The sequence below is a fragment of the Klebsiella sp. M041 genome (genome assembly GCF_059759695.1).
In genome coordinates this window covers 149,988-163,862 of the sequence record NZ_JCAXWU010000014.1, presented here as the reverse complement: position 1 = coordinate 163,862, position 13,875 = coordinate 149,988, and the positions used below count along the sequence as shown (strand labels likewise).

Annotated in this window: 12 protein-coding genes and 1 tRNA gene; 4 read left to right on the top strand and 9 right to left on the bottom strand. The window is 57.6% G+C overall.

Annotation, left to right across the window (positions count from 1 at the left end; translation table 11 throughout):
* Nucleotides 1-11: 11 nt before the first annotated feature.
* The 7 genes from AC6CWS_RS19130 to aspA all read right to left on the bottom strand — a co-directional run bounded on the left by AC6CWS_RS19130 (nt 12) and on the right by aspA (nt 8,011).
* Nucleotides 12-87: transfer RNA gene (locus tag AC6CWS_RS19130), tRNA-Phe, on the bottom strand.
* A 115-nt stretch (nt 88-202) separates the two neighbouring features.
* Nucleotides 203-2,290, bottom strand: coding sequence for a DUF1176 domain-containing protein (locus AC6CWS_RS19125; protein WP_080901623.1), 2,088 nt, complete (start codon nt 2,288-2,290; stop codon nt 203-205).
* 67 nt (nt 2,291-2,357) lie between these two features.
* Nucleotides 2,358-2,933: a transcriptional regulator gene (locus AC6CWS_RS19120; RefSeq protein WP_032429251.1), complete on the bottom strand. Its 576-nt coding sequence runs from the start codon at nt 2,931-2,933 to the stop codon at nt 2,358-2,360.
* 35 nt (nt 2,934-2,968) lie between these two features.
* Entirely contained in the window at nt 2,969-4,765 is a 1,797-nt protein-coding gene (locus tag AC6CWS_RS19115; protein WP_080901622.1) for a protein-disulfide reductase DsbD, read from the bottom strand.
* The gene (gene cutA, locus AC6CWS_RS19110; protein ID WP_004206404.1) at nt 4,741-5,064 is read right to left on the bottom strand and encodes a divalent cation tolerance protein CutA; all 324 of its coding nucleotides are present in this window, start codon (nt 5,062-5,064) and stop codon (nt 4,741-4,743) included. The genes AC6CWS_RS19115 and cutA overlap by 25 nt, the downstream gene beginning before the upstream one ends.
* Before the next feature lie 94 nt (nt 5,065-5,158).
* On the bottom strand, nt 5,159-6,460 hold the full coding sequence (locus AC6CWS_RS19105; protein ID WP_080901621.1) for an anaerobic C4-dicarboxylate transporter: 1,302 nt from the start codon (nt 6,458-6,460) through the stop codon (nt 5,159-5,161).
* A gap of 114 nt (nt 6,461-6,574) precedes the next feature.
* Nucleotides 6,575-8,011 carry an aspartate ammonia-lyase gene (aspA, locus tag AC6CWS_RS19100; protein ID WP_004177762.1) on the bottom strand — a complete coding sequence of 479 codons (1,437 nt, stop codon included), beginning with the start codon at nt 8,009-8,011 and terminating at the stop codon, nt 6,575-6,577.
* Between the two features lie 337 nt (nt 8,012-8,348).
* Between aspA and AC6CWS_RS19095 the strand changes: the two genes are divergently transcribed.
* On the top strand, nt 8,349-8,825 hold the full coding sequence (locus tag AC6CWS_RS19095; RefSeq protein WP_004206407.1) for an FxsA family protein: 477 nt from the start codon (nt 8,349-8,351) through the stop codon (nt 8,823-8,825).
* Between the two features lie 50 nt (nt 8,826-8,875).
* On the opposite strand, the gene yjeH is transcribed toward AC6CWS_RS19095, so the two are convergent.
* Nucleotides 8,876-10,126 carry an L-methionine/branched-chain amino acid transporter gene (yjeH, locus tag AC6CWS_RS19090; RefSeq protein WP_102004664.1) on the bottom strand — a complete coding sequence of 417 codons (1,251 nt, stop codon included), beginning with the start codon at nt 10,124-10,126 and terminating at the stop codon, nt 8,876-8,878.
* Nucleotides 10,127-10,358: 232 nt separating this feature from the next.
* Here yjeH and AC6CWS_RS19085 point away from each other — a divergent pair, with 232 nt between their 5' ends.
* From AC6CWS_RS19085 to AC6CWS_RS19075, 3 genes are all read left to right on the top strand, one after another.
* Nucleotides 10,359-10,652, top strand: coding sequence for a co-chaperone GroES (locus AC6CWS_RS19085; RefSeq protein WP_004152420.1), 294 nt, complete (start codon nt 10,359-10,361; stop codon nt 10,650-10,652).
* A 37-nt stretch (nt 10,653-10,689) separates the two neighbouring features.
* A complete protein-coding gene (gene groL / locus AC6CWS_RS19080; protein WP_023291693.1) occupies nt 10,690-12,336 on the top strand; it encodes a chaperonin GroEL in 1,647 nt (548 codons plus the stop codon).
* A 259-nt stretch (nt 12,337-12,595) separates the two neighbouring features.
* Entirely contained in the window at nt 12,596-12,949 is a 354-nt protein-coding gene (locus tag AC6CWS_RS19075; protein WP_004152419.1) for a DUF4156 domain-containing protein, read from the top strand.
* A gap of 54 nt (nt 12,950-13,003) precedes the next feature.
* On the opposite strand, the gene yjeJ is transcribed toward AC6CWS_RS19075, so the two are convergent.
* Nucleotides 13,004-13,867: a YjeJ family protein gene (gene yjeJ, locus AC6CWS_RS19070; protein ID WP_080901619.1), complete on the bottom strand. Its 864-nt coding sequence runs from the start codon at nt 13,865-13,867 to the stop codon at nt 13,004-13,006.
* Between the last annotated feature and the right edge of the window lie 8 nt (nt 13,868-13,875).

Genomic DNA, 13,875 nt, shown 5'->3' with positions numbered 1-13,875 from the left:
TCTTTAAATAGTGGTGCCCGGACTCGGAATCGAACCAAGGACACGGGGATTTTCAATCCCCTGCTCTACCGACTGAGCTATCCGGGCAACGGGGCGCATTAAACCGTAATCCGCCCAGCCCGTCAACCAAATTTCTTAAATTACTTGTCGATTGCTTATCTTTGCGGCAATTCCGCGTTCAAAGGCGCATTTTGACTCAATATCACTGCATGCCGTTATCGCCTTCACGGCTTTTCCAGCCGCTGGTGACGGAGATAACGTGGCGCAACCCGGAGATCAGGTAATCACCAATGACCTCTTCATCTTCCCGCGGCGAGCTCAGCGTAATTTCCGCATCCACGCCGTGACGATAGGCGCCATGATGGCTGAAAATGGTGCCGATATAACATTTTCCATTCAGCCAGACCGGAATATAGGCCACCGTCTCATAGATATAGTTAACGGCAACGCCGCTGTAATAGTTGTCCGCCTCGTCGGCGGAGGCGCCGGGCGGAATGGGGCAGATCGGCGCATCGTTGTCGCTGGCGGGTTTGTCTTTCAGCAGGTTGCCCTGCATCACCTCCAGCGAGCGCAGCAGATCCGCTTTATCGCTGTCGCTCAGGCTGGGGGTCAGCGGTTGGTCTTTCTCCGGGGAGCGGATGCTGTTCAGCGTATAGCGGTAGCGAACCGTCACCGCGGGCGTCTGGCTGGCGGTGCTGAACGGGCGCAGCAGATAGAGATTATCTTCGCCAAACTGGCCGTTGTACCACAGGGCATACACCTGGCCGTTGATTTTGACCCAGTGGTTCCATTGGTTGGCCCCGCGGCCATTGATCGAAAAGAGGGCGCCGGGCACCCCGGCATCGAAATCATCGCCGTTATCACTGTCGCTATCGTTGACGGCGGCAAAATCATCATCGCCGCGCCGGAGTACCCCGGTGTAGCTGAAGAGCCCGGTGCCGCCCACGTAGCTGTCGATGATCAGATCGCGTTTGCCGTCGCCGTCGAGGTCGATAAGCGTAAAGCTGACTTTACCGTTTTCTGAATCTGCGCTAATTGCGGAGCGCAGAAACGCCTGCCACTCGTCATCGCTGATATCCGGGGACGGTTTGCTGGTCGTCACCAGGCTGTCATCGGCGTAAGTGAGCGTGAAGTCGGTAATATGGCCGGTTAACGGAAACTGCTCGGCGACCCGGTTCAGCGCCAGTTCCGGATCGCTTTTTTGCGCTTTCAGCACCGCGTTGTACAGCGTTCGCAGGGCCAGGTTATCCGCTTCTTTCTGCTGCTTCGGGATCACCTGGCTGACAAAGGTCGGCAGCATCCAGGTGCCGCCCGGGGTGATTTCCCGGCACATACCGGTGCTGTACTTCAGGCTGGGAACGAAGGTTTTACCCTCCCAGACGCGCGTCTCGCCGGTTACGCAGTCGGCCATGCCCCGCTCTTTGTGCAGGAAGACCAGCGTGCCGTTGGCGTAGCTGGAGGCCTCGGTAGTGAGCAGCCGCGGTTTGCTCAACTGGGCGTTATCGACCAGCCACAGGGCATAGCCATCGTTATAGGGCGCTCGCCAGCAGAGCGCCTGCGCCAGCGAATGGATTTTATCCAGCGCGGTGAGGGTGATCTGGCGCTCTGCCGCCGGAATGGCCGGGTTCTGCCAGTCTTCACAGCGCTGGTTCAGCAGCGGCGTCAGGGCGGGCAACAGCTTCTGGCGCTGGAGCATGCTCAGCGGTACAGGTTGCGCGTTGTGGATCACCGGCGCGGCGATGATTTCCGGGGCGGGGGCTGCGGGCAAAATGGCATCGTCGCCCGCGTCGCCTTTATCCAGCAGCGCGTCGGCGGTGCCGGTTCGTCGCTGAAACGCATCCATTTTACTCAGCACCTCGCGGCTACCGGCGCTGGAAAGCGGCAGGTGCTGGCCGTTAAGCGTGAATTCGATTTTGCGCTGGTTCGCCAGGGCCTGCAGCACGGCGGAGGTCTGATCGCTGTCCAGACGGAAGTGGCTGTCATCCACGGCATCCAGCGAGCCGAGGTCCCGGTCGTCGATCAGCAGGCTGGCGGTGGAGTCGGCGGGGATATCGTGTTCGATCTGCGCGAAGGTGGCCGTGGCGGTGAGGTGCTGTTCGCTGCCGGCGTTGCGGGTCAACAGCACGCTGACCTCGCCCATGCGGACGCCGTAACCCGCCGCCCGGCAGGTGCCAGTGTTATCGCAGGCGAGCTCCCAGTCTTTTTGCGCAAAGGAAAAACCTTGCAGGGGCGCCGCCAGCAGAGGTGTGGAGCACAGCCCCAGCCAGGCAGCCCAGAAGAACGCGCGCATATCAATCCCTGTCAGCAATCAGTGAGGGGGAAATTATAGGCGCGACGTGGCGGTTAGGATATCAGAATCAGGTTAAGGCCCCGCCCATACGGCACTGGGCGAAGCGCAGAATATCTTCTGCCAGCCGCCGCGCCGTATCGACATCCGTCTGGCTACGCTTGATCAGCAGACGGCTCAGACAGCCCTCGACAATCAGCTCCATCTGCTTGGCGACCATTTCCGGATCATCCACCTCCAGCTGGGTCAGCAGCTCATGGGTGTAGGCCAGCGAAGCCTGCTTCTGCTGTTCCGCCAGCTGGTGGATCGGGTGCTGGGCATCCGGATAGAAGGTGCAGGCGGCGATAAATAAACAGCCGGGGTAGCGCTGGTTGCTGACGCAGGTGGTAAGCGCGCTATAGCGCGCCAGCAGCTTTTGCTCTGCGCTTAAGGTGTCGTCCAGCAGCAGCTGACGGCGCCAGGCATCCACCTGGTGGCTCAGATAGCGAAGCGCGTCGTAGAGCAGCGCTTCGCGATCGGGCCAGAAGCGTTTCAGGTCGCTCGTCGGACAGGACACGCGCTCAGCGACCATCTCCAGCGACGTGTTGGCGATACCTTCAATTTCAAGAATTTTAATGGCTTCTGCCAGGACGTCTTCACGTAGCACGGTGTTCTCCTCCATCTTTCCTCCTAAAGTGTCGCTCACGCTAGCCAATCGCGCAAATGGGTGCTGAATGCCGCAGCATCCATAAAGCCGGTGACCCGCCGGTCGGGTTGTTCCTGGCCCTGCGCGTTGAAGAACAGGATCGTCGGCAGACCGAGCACCTGCAGGCGCTTCAGCAGCGCGGCGTCTTGCGGACTGTTTTTTGTCACATCAACCTGTAATAACACGACGCCTTTCAGCGCCTGCTGCACGTCAGGTGAACGAAAGGTGTATTTTTCAAACTCTTTGCAGGCTACACACCAGTCGGCGTAGAGATCGAGCATCACCGGCTGGCCTTTTGCCTGCGCCAGCGCCCGATCAAGCTCGGTCACCGAGCTGACGCGGGTGAAGGCCAGATGCGCCTGCTGCTCGAGCGCCGGGGCGCCAAACGCCCAGTCCTGCAGCGGACGGGCGCTGACCAGCGCGGCGGCAAGAAGAATGATTTGCGCCAGCCGCATCCACGACCGGGTCGCGCCCAGCGAGGTGATAAACGCCCAGCTGAAGAAGGCGACGCCAAGCATTGACCACAGACGTAATCCCCACTGGTCGCCGAGGATGCGCTCCAGCAGGAAAACGGGCAGAGCCAGGATCACGAATCCGAAGGCGGTCTTCACATGGCTCATCCACGGGCCGCTCTTCGGCAGCAGCCGGTTGCCAAACACGGTGACGAGAATCAACGGCAGGCCCATACCCAGCGCGTAGAGGTACAGCGTGCCGCCGCCCAGCCACAGATTACCGCTCTGGGCGATATATAACAGGATGGCGCTCAGCGGCGCAGTGGTGCAGGGGGAGCAGATCAGCCCGGCAATAGCGCCCATCGCAAAGACTCCGCCGGGCGAGCCGCCCTGGCGCTTATTGCTGAGCAGCGCCAGTCGGGTCTGCAGCGTGGAGGGCAGCTGTAGCGTGAACAGGCCGAACATGGAGAGCGCCAGCAGTATAAAGACTGCCGACAGACCCACCAGCACATACGGGTGCTGCAGGGCCGCCTGGAACTGCAGCCCGGCGGCGGCCACCACCAGCCCCAGCGCGGTATAGGTTAAGGCCATGCCCTGGACATAAATAAAGGCCAGCAGCAGGGCGCGCGCGGTGGAAAGCCGCTGTTTGCCGCCCAGCACGATGCCGGAAATCAGCGGATACATCGGCAGCACGCAGGGGGTGAAGGCGATACCAATGCCTATCAGCAGCGCCCACAGGGCGGTGAAAGGCAGGCGGGCGGGGGCGTCAGCGGGCGGCGCTGAGGCAGGCGCAGGTGAAGTGGCGACCTCCGGGACCGGACGCGGCTCAACCGGCAGCGGCGGGTTGAACGCCGGACGGCTGCTCGCCGGCGGCGCAGGGGCAATGGTGGTCGCCCGGCCATCTGCCGAAGCCGCCAGCACGGCGCTCAGCGGGATCACTTTGGTCTCCGGCGGATAACAGAATCCGGCATCGGCGCAGCCCTGCCAGGTGACGGTGAGGGTGGCGTCTTTGTCCGCCTGCTTCACCGTGACCGGGATAGTCAGGCGCTGACGAAAGATCTCGCTTTTGCCGTAAAACTCATCCTCATGCCACTCGCCCGCCGGCAGCGCCGGTTCGGCGATCGTCGCCCCGGCGGCGCGGAAGGTAAATTGTTGACGATAAAGATAGTAACCATCCTTGATTTGCCAGCTCAGGTTGAGGTCATGCTGTTGCTGCTGAAAGTCAAAGGCGAAGGCCTGGTCAGCAGGCACAAAGTTCGAGCGCCCCGGCGCGTCGAATAACCCGGCGGTGGCTGACGCGCTGCACAGCAGCAGGATCAGCGTAAAGATGCGGTAAGCCATGAGAGGTAATCGTTGTCTCCATACGTGACGGGCAGAACCAGCAGTTCAGGGGTTTGATACGGGTGGTGAGACTTCAGGCAGTCCAGCAGCGCCTGCTGATGGGCAAGATCGGTTTTGAGCAGCATCTGAACTTCATACTCCTGCTCCAGCTTCCCTTCCCAGTAATAGAGCGAGGTGGCGCCCGGCAGGAGCGTGGCGCAGGCGGCCAGCTTTTCGGCCAGCGCTTTTGCCGCCAGATCCTGGGCGGTTGCTTCATCCGGCGCGGTACAGAGCACAACAACAGCATCAGGCGTAGTCATCATGAACCTCGTATCAGCGAAAAGAGGCACTATAGCACGCAAGGTGGGGAGGATTAACGAAACGGGCCAGGATCTGGCCCGAATTTGAAGAGATTTACAGCATGATGCCGCCAAAAATAAACCCGAGGATCACGCACAGCGTAATGGCGATGACGCCGGGGATCAGGAAGGCGTGGTTGAAGACGTATTTACCGATGCGGGTGGAGCCGGTGTCATCCATTTCGACCGCCGCCAGCAGGGTGGGGTAGGTCGGCAGAACGAAAAGGGCGGAGACGGCGGCAAACGAGGCGATGGCAGTGAGAGGGCTCACGCCCAGCAGCAGCGCGGCGGGCATCAGCGCTTTGGTGGTGGCCGCCTGCGAGTAGAGCAGCGTGGCGGCAAAGAACAGCACCACCGCCAGCAGCCACGGGTAGTTATGCAGCAGGTCGCCGGCCACGGCCTGGATATCGCTGATATGCGCTTTAACGAAGGTATCCCCCAGCCAGGCGACGCCGAGCACGCAGACGCAGGCGCTCATGCCGGACTTAAAGGTGCTGGCATTGAGCACTTCGCCGGTGTCGATTTTGCAGGTGATGCTGATCAGCGTGGCGATGGTCAGCATAAACACCACGATCGCCTCGTTACGCGGTAGTACCGGGTTTTTGATCAGACCGACGGTATCGCTGATGGCCGTGGCGTAGAACATCACCGCCACGATGCCGATCAGAAACAGCAGAACAGAACGTTTGGCGTGCGGCTTCAGCTCAAACACCTGGCTGCCGCGCAGTCTGACCTCACCCTTGGCCAGCCGCTCCTGGTAAACCGGGTCATCTTTCAGTTCGCAGCCGAGGAAATTGCAGACGATAGCGGTGAGCATCACCGCCAGCAGGGTGACCGGAATACAGATGGCCAGCAGCATCAGGTAGCTAACGCCCAGCGGCTCCAGGATCCCGGCAAAGAACACCACCGCGGCGGAGATGGGCGAAGCGGTGATCGCTATCTGGGAGGCCACCACCGCAATCGATAGCGGACGGGACGGACGGATGCCTTGCTCTTTGGCCACTTCGGTGATCACCGGCAGCGTGGAGAAGGCGGTATGGCCGGTGCCGGCGAGCACGGTCATAAACCAGGTCACCAGTGGGGCAAGGAAGGTAATATATTTCGGGTGGCGACGCAGCATCCGTTCGGCGAGGCTGACCAGGTAATCCATTCCGCCTGCGACCTGCATGGCGGCGATAGCGGCAATCACCGCCATAATGATTTCAATAACGTCGAAGGGGATCGCACCCGGTTTAATTTGAAAAATAAGCGTCAGGACAAGGACGCCAAGGCCACCGGCAAAGCCGATACCAATGCCGCCGAGCCGGGCGCCGAGATAAATCGCCAGCAGGACAATAACCAGTTCTGCACCAAACATATATGCCTTCCTTGTTTTTTAACAAGTTGATATTGGATTGTTGTATTTTAGTAAAACTAAAAAGCAAAAAGGCATGTCATCGCTGACATGCCTTTGAATGACTATCCGGAAAGATTACTGTTCGCTTTCATCGGTATAACGCTTCGCTTTATAAGCGGGATGCATCAGGTTTTGCGCGGAGAAAATGTCATCCAGCTCTGCCGCCGTCAGCAGCCCACGCTCCAGCACCACTTCCCGCACGCTCTTCCCGGTTTCGGCGCAGATCTTGCCGACGATATCGCCATTGTGGTGGCCGATAAACGGGTTGAGGTAGGTGACGATGCCGATGGAGTTATAGACGTAACCTTCGCACACCGCTTTGTTGGCGGTAATGCCGTTGACGCATTTCTCCAGCAGGTTGTAGCAGGCGTTGGTCAGAATGTGGATAGACTCGAACATCGCCTGGCCGATCACCGGCTCCATCACGTTCAGCTGCAGCTGCCCGGCTTCGGAGGCCATGGTCACTGTGGTGTCGTTGCCGATCACTTTAAAGCAGACCTGGTTGACCACCTCCGGCACCACCGGGTTAACCTTCGCCGGCATAATAGAAGAGCCAGCCTGCAGCTCAGGCAGGTTAATTTCGTTGAGACCCGCGCGCGGTCCGGAAGAGAGCAGGCGCAGGTCGTTACAGATCTTGGACAGTTTCACCGCCAGGCGTTTCAGCGAGCTGTGAACCATGACGTACGCCCCGCAGTCCGAGGTGGCTTCGATCAGATCTTCCGCCGGAACGACCGGTAAGTTGCTCACTTCCGCCAGCTTCTGCACCGCCAGCTGTTGATAACCGTCCGGGGTGTTGAGGCGTGTGCCGATGGCGGTTGCGCCCAGGTTCACTTCCAGCAGCAGCTCCGCGGTGCGCAGAATGCTTTTGGTCTCTTCATTGAGCAGCACATTGAAGGCATGGAACTCCTGACCGAGGGTCATCGGCACTGCGTCCTGCAGCTGGGTGCGGCCCATCTTGAGGATGTCCTGGAACTCCTCGGCTTTCGCCTGGAAACCTTCGCCCAGCTGCTTAATCGCATCGATTAACTTGAGGATAGAGGCATACACCGCAATGCGGAACCCGGTCGGGTAGGCATCGTTGGTGGACTGGCATTTGTTGACGTGATCGTTTGGGTTCAGGTACTGGTATTCGCCTTTCTGGTGGCCCATCAGCTCGAGGCCGATGTTTGCCAGGACTTCGTTGGTGTTCATGTTTACGGAGGTGCCGGCCCCGCCCTGGAAGACATCGACCGGGAACTGGTCCATGCATTTGCCGTTATTCAGGACTTCGTCACAGGCGGCGATAATCGCATTTGCCGCGCTTTTGGGAATGGTCTGCAGCTCCTTGTTCGCCAGCGCGGCGGCTTTCTTCACCATCACCATGCCGCGCACGAATTCTGGTATGTCGCTGATTTTGCTGTTGCTAATGTAGAAGTTTTCAATCGCTCGCAGAGTATGAACGCCGTAGTAAGCGTCCGCGGGAACTTCCCTGGTGCCCAACAGATCTTCTTCGATACGAATGTTGTTTAACATGTGAACCTTCTTTTCAAGCTGCCAATGAATTCACCAAATACACAGAATATCCAGGATTCAGTATATTTTCTGGCCGACGATTATTTCCTTAACCGGCCCGGTGCCCAAGATCATATGCTGATGATAGCGAATATCAGTAAGCTTGATCACTTATTACATCGCGGGTGTGAGAAGATTTATTAATCTGTGAAATGGGTCACCGCTTTCCTATTCTTGGAAAAAATAAGCATTTCCGCTGATTGAAAAGCCGCTCAGCGTCCCCATCTTAGTGGGATGCGATCAGCAAATTGATGACTACGGGGGCCGAATTCGGCGCCTGTCGATGAAGGAGACGCCGGTGCGTTGGATTCCGTTTATTGCTTTTTTTCTTTACGTTTACATTGAGATATCGATCTTTATCCAGGTCGCGCACGTGCTGGGCGTCTTTATGACGCTGATCCTGGTGATCTTTAGCTCGGTGGTGGGGATGTCGCTGGTGCGCAACCAGGGCTTCAAAAACTTCCTGCTGATGCAGCAGAAGATGGCCGCGGGCGAGAGCCCGGCGGCGGAGATGATCAAGAGCGTCTCGCTGATTATCGCTGGCCTGCTGCTGTTGATCCCGGGGTTCTTTACCGATTTCCTCGGCCTGCTGCTGCTTTTGCCCCCGGTGCAGAAGCACCTGACGATGAAGCTGATGCCGCATTTGCGCTTCAGCCGGATGCCGGGCGGCGGCTTTAGCGCCGGGACTGGCGGCGGAGAGACCTTCGAAGGGGAATTCCAGCGCAAGGATGAACAGCGCGACCGTCTGGACCACAAGGACGATCGCCGCGATTAACGTTTATCGGCCCGGTCTGCAGACGCGACCGGGCCGCTTTCTTTTTGAGCCTATACGCCTCCTGTCGCCAGCTTACGTCTCGGTAAAAACAACCACAGCACCGCCAGCATCACCAGCGCGTACAGACTCTTCCAGCCGACCATCGCCAGCAGCAGCAGACAGAGAATGCTGCCCACTGCCGCCAGCAGCCGATAGCGCCCGCGCAACAAACGACAGCCCGCCAGCATGCACAGCAGATAGATCATGATGAAAATGCCGTTGGCATAGACGATCAGCGCGTCCAGATTGATATCGAGAAAATAGATACACAAGGTGCTGACCACGCAGGAGCCCAGCACGGCGTTGAGGGCGTTGCGCGGGATCTGCCGCGGCGACAGCCTCGCGAGGTAGCTCTGTGGCTTATGCTGCGCCTGCGACCAGACCAGGCGGGCGAAGCTCTGAATATAGATGTTGAGGCTGGCGAAACAGGCGAGGTAACCGATGACGCAGGCCACCCACAGCGCTTCGACGCCGAACAGGCGGACCACGATATTCGGTAATGACGCCGCCGCCGCCATCTCCTCGCCAAAGGCGTGGAAGTGCAACACCAGCACGGTGCAGGCCCAGTAGACCGAACCGGCAAGCAGCAGGCCTATCATCAGCGCGCGGGGAAAATCGCGCTCGGGGTGTTTAAACTCCGAGGCGAGGTGGGCAAAGGCTTCCAGGCCGACAAAGCACCAGAACATCACCGACAGCGCGGAGAAGAGCTGGCCGCGGTCGATCTCCGCCGGGGCGGGGAAGGGGATCTGCGCCGGACTTATCCCGCCGCGCCACCAGACGGCGACGATCAGCGCCACGATCAGCACGGCAACCAGCGTCTGCAGGTTGGCGCTGGAGCTGGCGTCACGTGAACCGACCCACCAGACGATGGCCAGGGTACCCAACTCCGCCAGCAGCAGCTGCGCATCATGCCAGCCGAACAGCGCCTGGCCGAAGCCGGTGGCGATGTGCAGGGCGGCGGGGAGCCCGACCGGGATAACCGATAAAAACAGCCAGCCGGTGACGCTGGCCAGATGTGGGCCAAAGGCCATATCGACAAAGTGGGCCACGCCGCCCGCGCTGGGGAAATGGCGGCCCAGCAGGGCGAAGACGATGGCAATCGGAAAAACAAGGAGGATAAGCAACGGCCATGCCCACAGGCTGTTATCGCCAGCGACCAGCGCCGCCAGCGCCGGAACGGCGAAAACGCCGGTGCCCAGCAGTGAGGTGGAAAGCAACCCGACTCCCTGTCCCAGCCCTAACTCCTGTTTTAAACCACTCATGATTCCATCCTGCGCCAGTAAAAAGAAAGAGAGTATCACAATCGCTTTTCCTTATGACCGGTTGCCCGGTGGCGCCGCTTTTTGCGCGCCAGCGCAAAGGTAAAAATTTTTTTTAATTTTGCCCTTGAAGCGGGAAATGGCCATCCCCATCTCTCTCTGCACTAGCCGGTAAACCGCGTTCGGCCCGGCGTCACCCATAACTGATAATGACTTTCTCGAAGGAGAGCTATCAATGAGTATTCGTCCGTTACATGATCGTGTGATCGTCAAACGTAAAGAAGTTGAAACCAAATCTGCGGGCGGCATCGTTCTGACCGGTTCTGCAGCAGCTAAGTCAACGCGTGGCGAAATCATCGCTGTCGGTAAAGGCCGCATCCTGGAAAACGGGACCGTGCAGCCGCTGGACGTTAAAGTTGGTGACATCGTGATTTTCAACGATGGCTACGGCGTGAAGACTGAAAAGATTGACAACGAAGAAGTGCTGATCATGTCCGAAAGCGACATCCTGGCAATTGTTGAAGCTTAATTCGCACGACCCTGAACGAATTTGAGGAATATAAGAAATGGCAGCAAAAGACGTAAAATTCGGTAACGACGCTCGTGTAAAAATGCTGCGCGGCGTAAACGTACTGGCAGATGCAGTTAAAGTGACCCTGGGCCCGAAAGGCCGTAACGTGGTTCTGGACAAATCCTTCGGCGCGCCGACCATCACCAAAGATGGTGTTTCCGTTGCACGTGAAATCGAGCTGGAAGACAAGTTCGAAAACATGGGCGCGCAGATGGTGAAAGAAGTTGCCTCTAAAGCGAACGACGCGGCAGGCGACGGTACCACCACCGCAACCGTGCTGGCGCAGGCTATCGTGAACGAAGGCCTGAAAGCGGTTGCTGCAGGCATGAACCCGATGGATCTGAAACGTGGTATCGACAAAGCTGTCGTTGCCGCTGTTGAAGAACTGAAAGCGCTGTCCGTTCCGTGCTCTGACTCCAAAGCTATCGCTCAGGTAGGTACCATCTCCGCTAACTCCGACGAAACCGTCGGTAAACTGATCGCGGAAGCGATGGACAAAGTTGGTAAAGAAGGCGTGATCACCGTTGAAGACGGTACCGGTCTGGAAGACGAACTGGACGTGGTTGAAGGTATGCAGTTCGACCGCGGCTACCTGTCTCCGTACTTCATCAACAAGCCGGACACCGGCGCCGTTGAGCTGGAAAGCCCGTTCATCCTGCTGGCTGACAAAAAAATCTCCAACATCCGCGAAATGCTGCCGGTTCTGGAAGCCGTAGCGAAAGCTGGCAAACCGCTGGTTATCATCGCTGAAGACGTTGAAGGCGAAGCGCTGGCGACCCTGGTGGTTAACACCATGCGCGGCATCGTGAAAGTGGCTGCGGTGAAAGCGCCGGGCTTCGGCGACCGTCGTAAAGCCATGCTGCAGGATATCGCGACGCTGACTGGCGGTACCGTTATCTCTGAAGAGATCGGTATGGAGCTGGAAAAAGCGACTCTGGAAGACCTGGGCCAGGCAAAACGTGTGGTTATCAACAAAGACACCACCACCATCATCGATGGCGTTGGCGAAGAATCCGCAATCCAGGGCCGCGTTGCTCAGATCCGTAAGCAGATCGAAGAAGCAACCTCCGACTACGACCGTGAAAAACTGCAGGAACGTGTCGCTAAACTGGCTGGCGGCGTTGCCGTAATCAAAGTCGGCGCGGCAACCGAAGTTGAAATGAAAGAGAAAAAAGCACGCGTCGACGATGCCCTGCACGCCACTCGTGCTGCGGTTGAAGAAGGCGTGGTGGCTGGCGGCGGCGTAGCGCTGGTTCGCGTTGCAGCGAAACTCGCTGGCCTGACCGGTCAGAACGAAGATCAGAACGTCGGTATCAAAGTTGCGCTGCGCGCAATGGAAGCGCCGCTGCGTCAGATCGTGTCCAACGCCGGTGAAGAGCCGTCTGTTGTGGCGAACAACGTGAAAGCCGGCGACGGTAACTACGGTTACAACGCGGCAACTGAAGAATACGGCAACATGATCGACTTCGGTATCCTGGACCCAACCAAAGTTACCCGTTCTGCACTGCAGTACGCGGCTTCCGTGGCTGGCCTGATGATCACCACCGAGTGCATGGTGACCGACCTGCCGAAAGGCGATGCGCCTGATTTAGGTGCTGCTGGCGGTATGGGCGGCATGGGCGGTATGGGCGGCATGATGTAATCGTGCGCTCTACGGCATAAAAAAGCAGAAACCCCTGGCCAGTAATGGCTGGGGGTTTTTCTTTTGGCGCGCTTTTTAGTATAAGGCTTATACATAAAAATCATTTAAGCTGCATCAGAGCGGCAAGCACCTCCGTATCGGAAGCGACTAACTAGCGCGACCGGCTAAGGAATGAAAGCGGCTCATGCCGACGCAGTTTGAAGGATGACAGGTTTACATCCGGGCCAGTGCGTCCAGCTCATCGATCATGGGGATTAACATGCAGGTAAAATATTTAGCAGGGATTGTCGGCGCAGCCTTACTGTTGGCAGGTTGCAGTTCCAGCAATGAATTAACCTCTGCCGGCCAGAATGTGCGCTTCGTGCAGGAGAAGCCGGGCGCAGAGTGTCAGCTGTTAGGGACCGCGACGGGTAAACAGAGCAACTGGCTCTCCGGCCAGAATGGCGATGAGGGTGGCTCCATGCGCGGTGCGGCTAACGCCCTGCGTAACCAGGCGGCAGCCATGGGCGGCAACGTGATTTATGGCGTCAGCAGCCCGACGCAAAATCTGTTGTCGAGCTTTGTGCCCACCGACAGCGAGATGAACGGCCAGGTTTATAAGTGCCCGAACTGATGCGCGATGCCTCTCTCTGCGAGCGTAGAGAGAGGCGTGACCGGTAGAAGAGGGTCAGGCGTTAAGCTCCGCTTTCTTCTCCAGATAGAAGGCATGCAGGGGACGCAGACACTCTTCCAGGCTGAGCATTCTTCCTGGCTGGGAAGGAATAATGGTACTGAAGATTTGGCATGGCGCCAGCGCCGTGTGCATCGCCTTGAGCTTGGGGCTTTTCTCGATAAGCTGCATCACGACGTTATTTTCCAGTTCCGATAAATGCGGCGCACTGGTTTTGATCACAGCTCCGGAGACAATTTTCTTCCCTTCCTCCGTCTCGCAGCAGTACAGCACGCCCAGGTAATGGGAAAACAAGTTTAGTTTCCAGTCTTCCTGCGGATACTGTTGATAATCAATATTTGGCTGGGTGGTTAAGTCCACGGCATAGCACATTAAAAAATCCATATTTGAACTTAAATACTGGATAAGTTCCTGATCGCCGACTGTTTTTAATGCCTGTTGAATACCAATTATCAGGGCTTCAACCTGTCGGTCATCAATAGTTAACGTCTTAATTTGCTCATCCTGAAATACCAGGATCAGCGTCGACTGCGTTTCGCCAGGTTTAAGCGTAATAGACATTATACGCCGCTCAGGAGAAGGCTGTTGTATTTCAGCCATTTCTACCGTGGGGATATGGGTAACAAGTGTTTCGTTATAAGCGATAATCTCATCTTTGTAAGCCTCGCCTTTATTTTCAAGTCGCTGAAAAATTAAGGCCATTCTACTTTGCAGTATCAGAAGCAGGTCGGCCAGTACGGGTGCCTGAAGATAGAAAATCTCACAGGTATCATTCGCTTTCTTGACCTTAAGTAACAGCGCCAGGAAACGCTCTTCAAAAGTAATTCCTGCAGTATTAAAACCAATAAACGTTCCTTGCATAATCTTCT

Excerpts from the sequence above, each read along its gene's own strand:
- AC6CWS_RS19125 (WP_080901623.1), bottom strand. The coding sequence starts at position 2,290 with ATGCGCGCGTTCTTCTGGGCTGCCTGGCTGGGGCTGTGCTCCACACCT.
- AC6CWS_RS19115 (WP_080901622.1), bottom strand. The coding sequence starts at position 4,765 with ATGGCTTACCGCATCTTTACGCTGATCCTGCTGCTGTGCAGCGCGTCA.
- cutA (WP_004206404.1), bottom strand. The coding sequence starts at position 5,064 with ATGACTACGCCTGATGCTGTTGTTGTGCTCTGTACCGCGCCGGATGAA.
- AC6CWS_RS19105 (WP_080901621.1), bottom strand. The coding sequence starts at position 6,460 with ATGTTTGGTGCAGAACTGGTTATTGTCCTGCTGGCGATTTATCTCGGC.
- aspA (WP_004177762.1), bottom strand. The coding sequence starts at position 8,011 with ATGTTAAACAACATTCGTATCGAAGAAGATCTGTTGGGCACCAGGGAA.
- yjeH (WP_102004664.1), bottom strand. The coding sequence starts at position 10,126 with ATGAGTGGTTTAAAACAGGAGTTAGGGCTGGGACAGGGAGTCGGGTTG.
- AC6CWS_RS19085 (WP_004152420.1), top strand. The coding sequence starts at position 10,359 with ATGAGTATTCGTCCGTTACATGATCGTGTGATCGTCAAACGTAAAGAA.
- groL (WP_023291693.1), top strand. The coding sequence starts at position 10,690 with ATGGCAGCAAAAGACGTAAAATTCGGTAACGACGCTCGTGTAAAAATG.
- AC6CWS_RS19075 (WP_004152419.1), top strand. The coding sequence starts at position 12,596 with ATGCAGGTAAAATATTTAGCAGGGATTGTCGGCGCAGCCTTACTGTTG.
- yjeJ (WP_080901619.1), bottom strand. The coding sequence starts at position 13,867 with ATGCAAGGAACGTTTATTGGTTTTAATACTGCAGGAATTACTTTTGAA.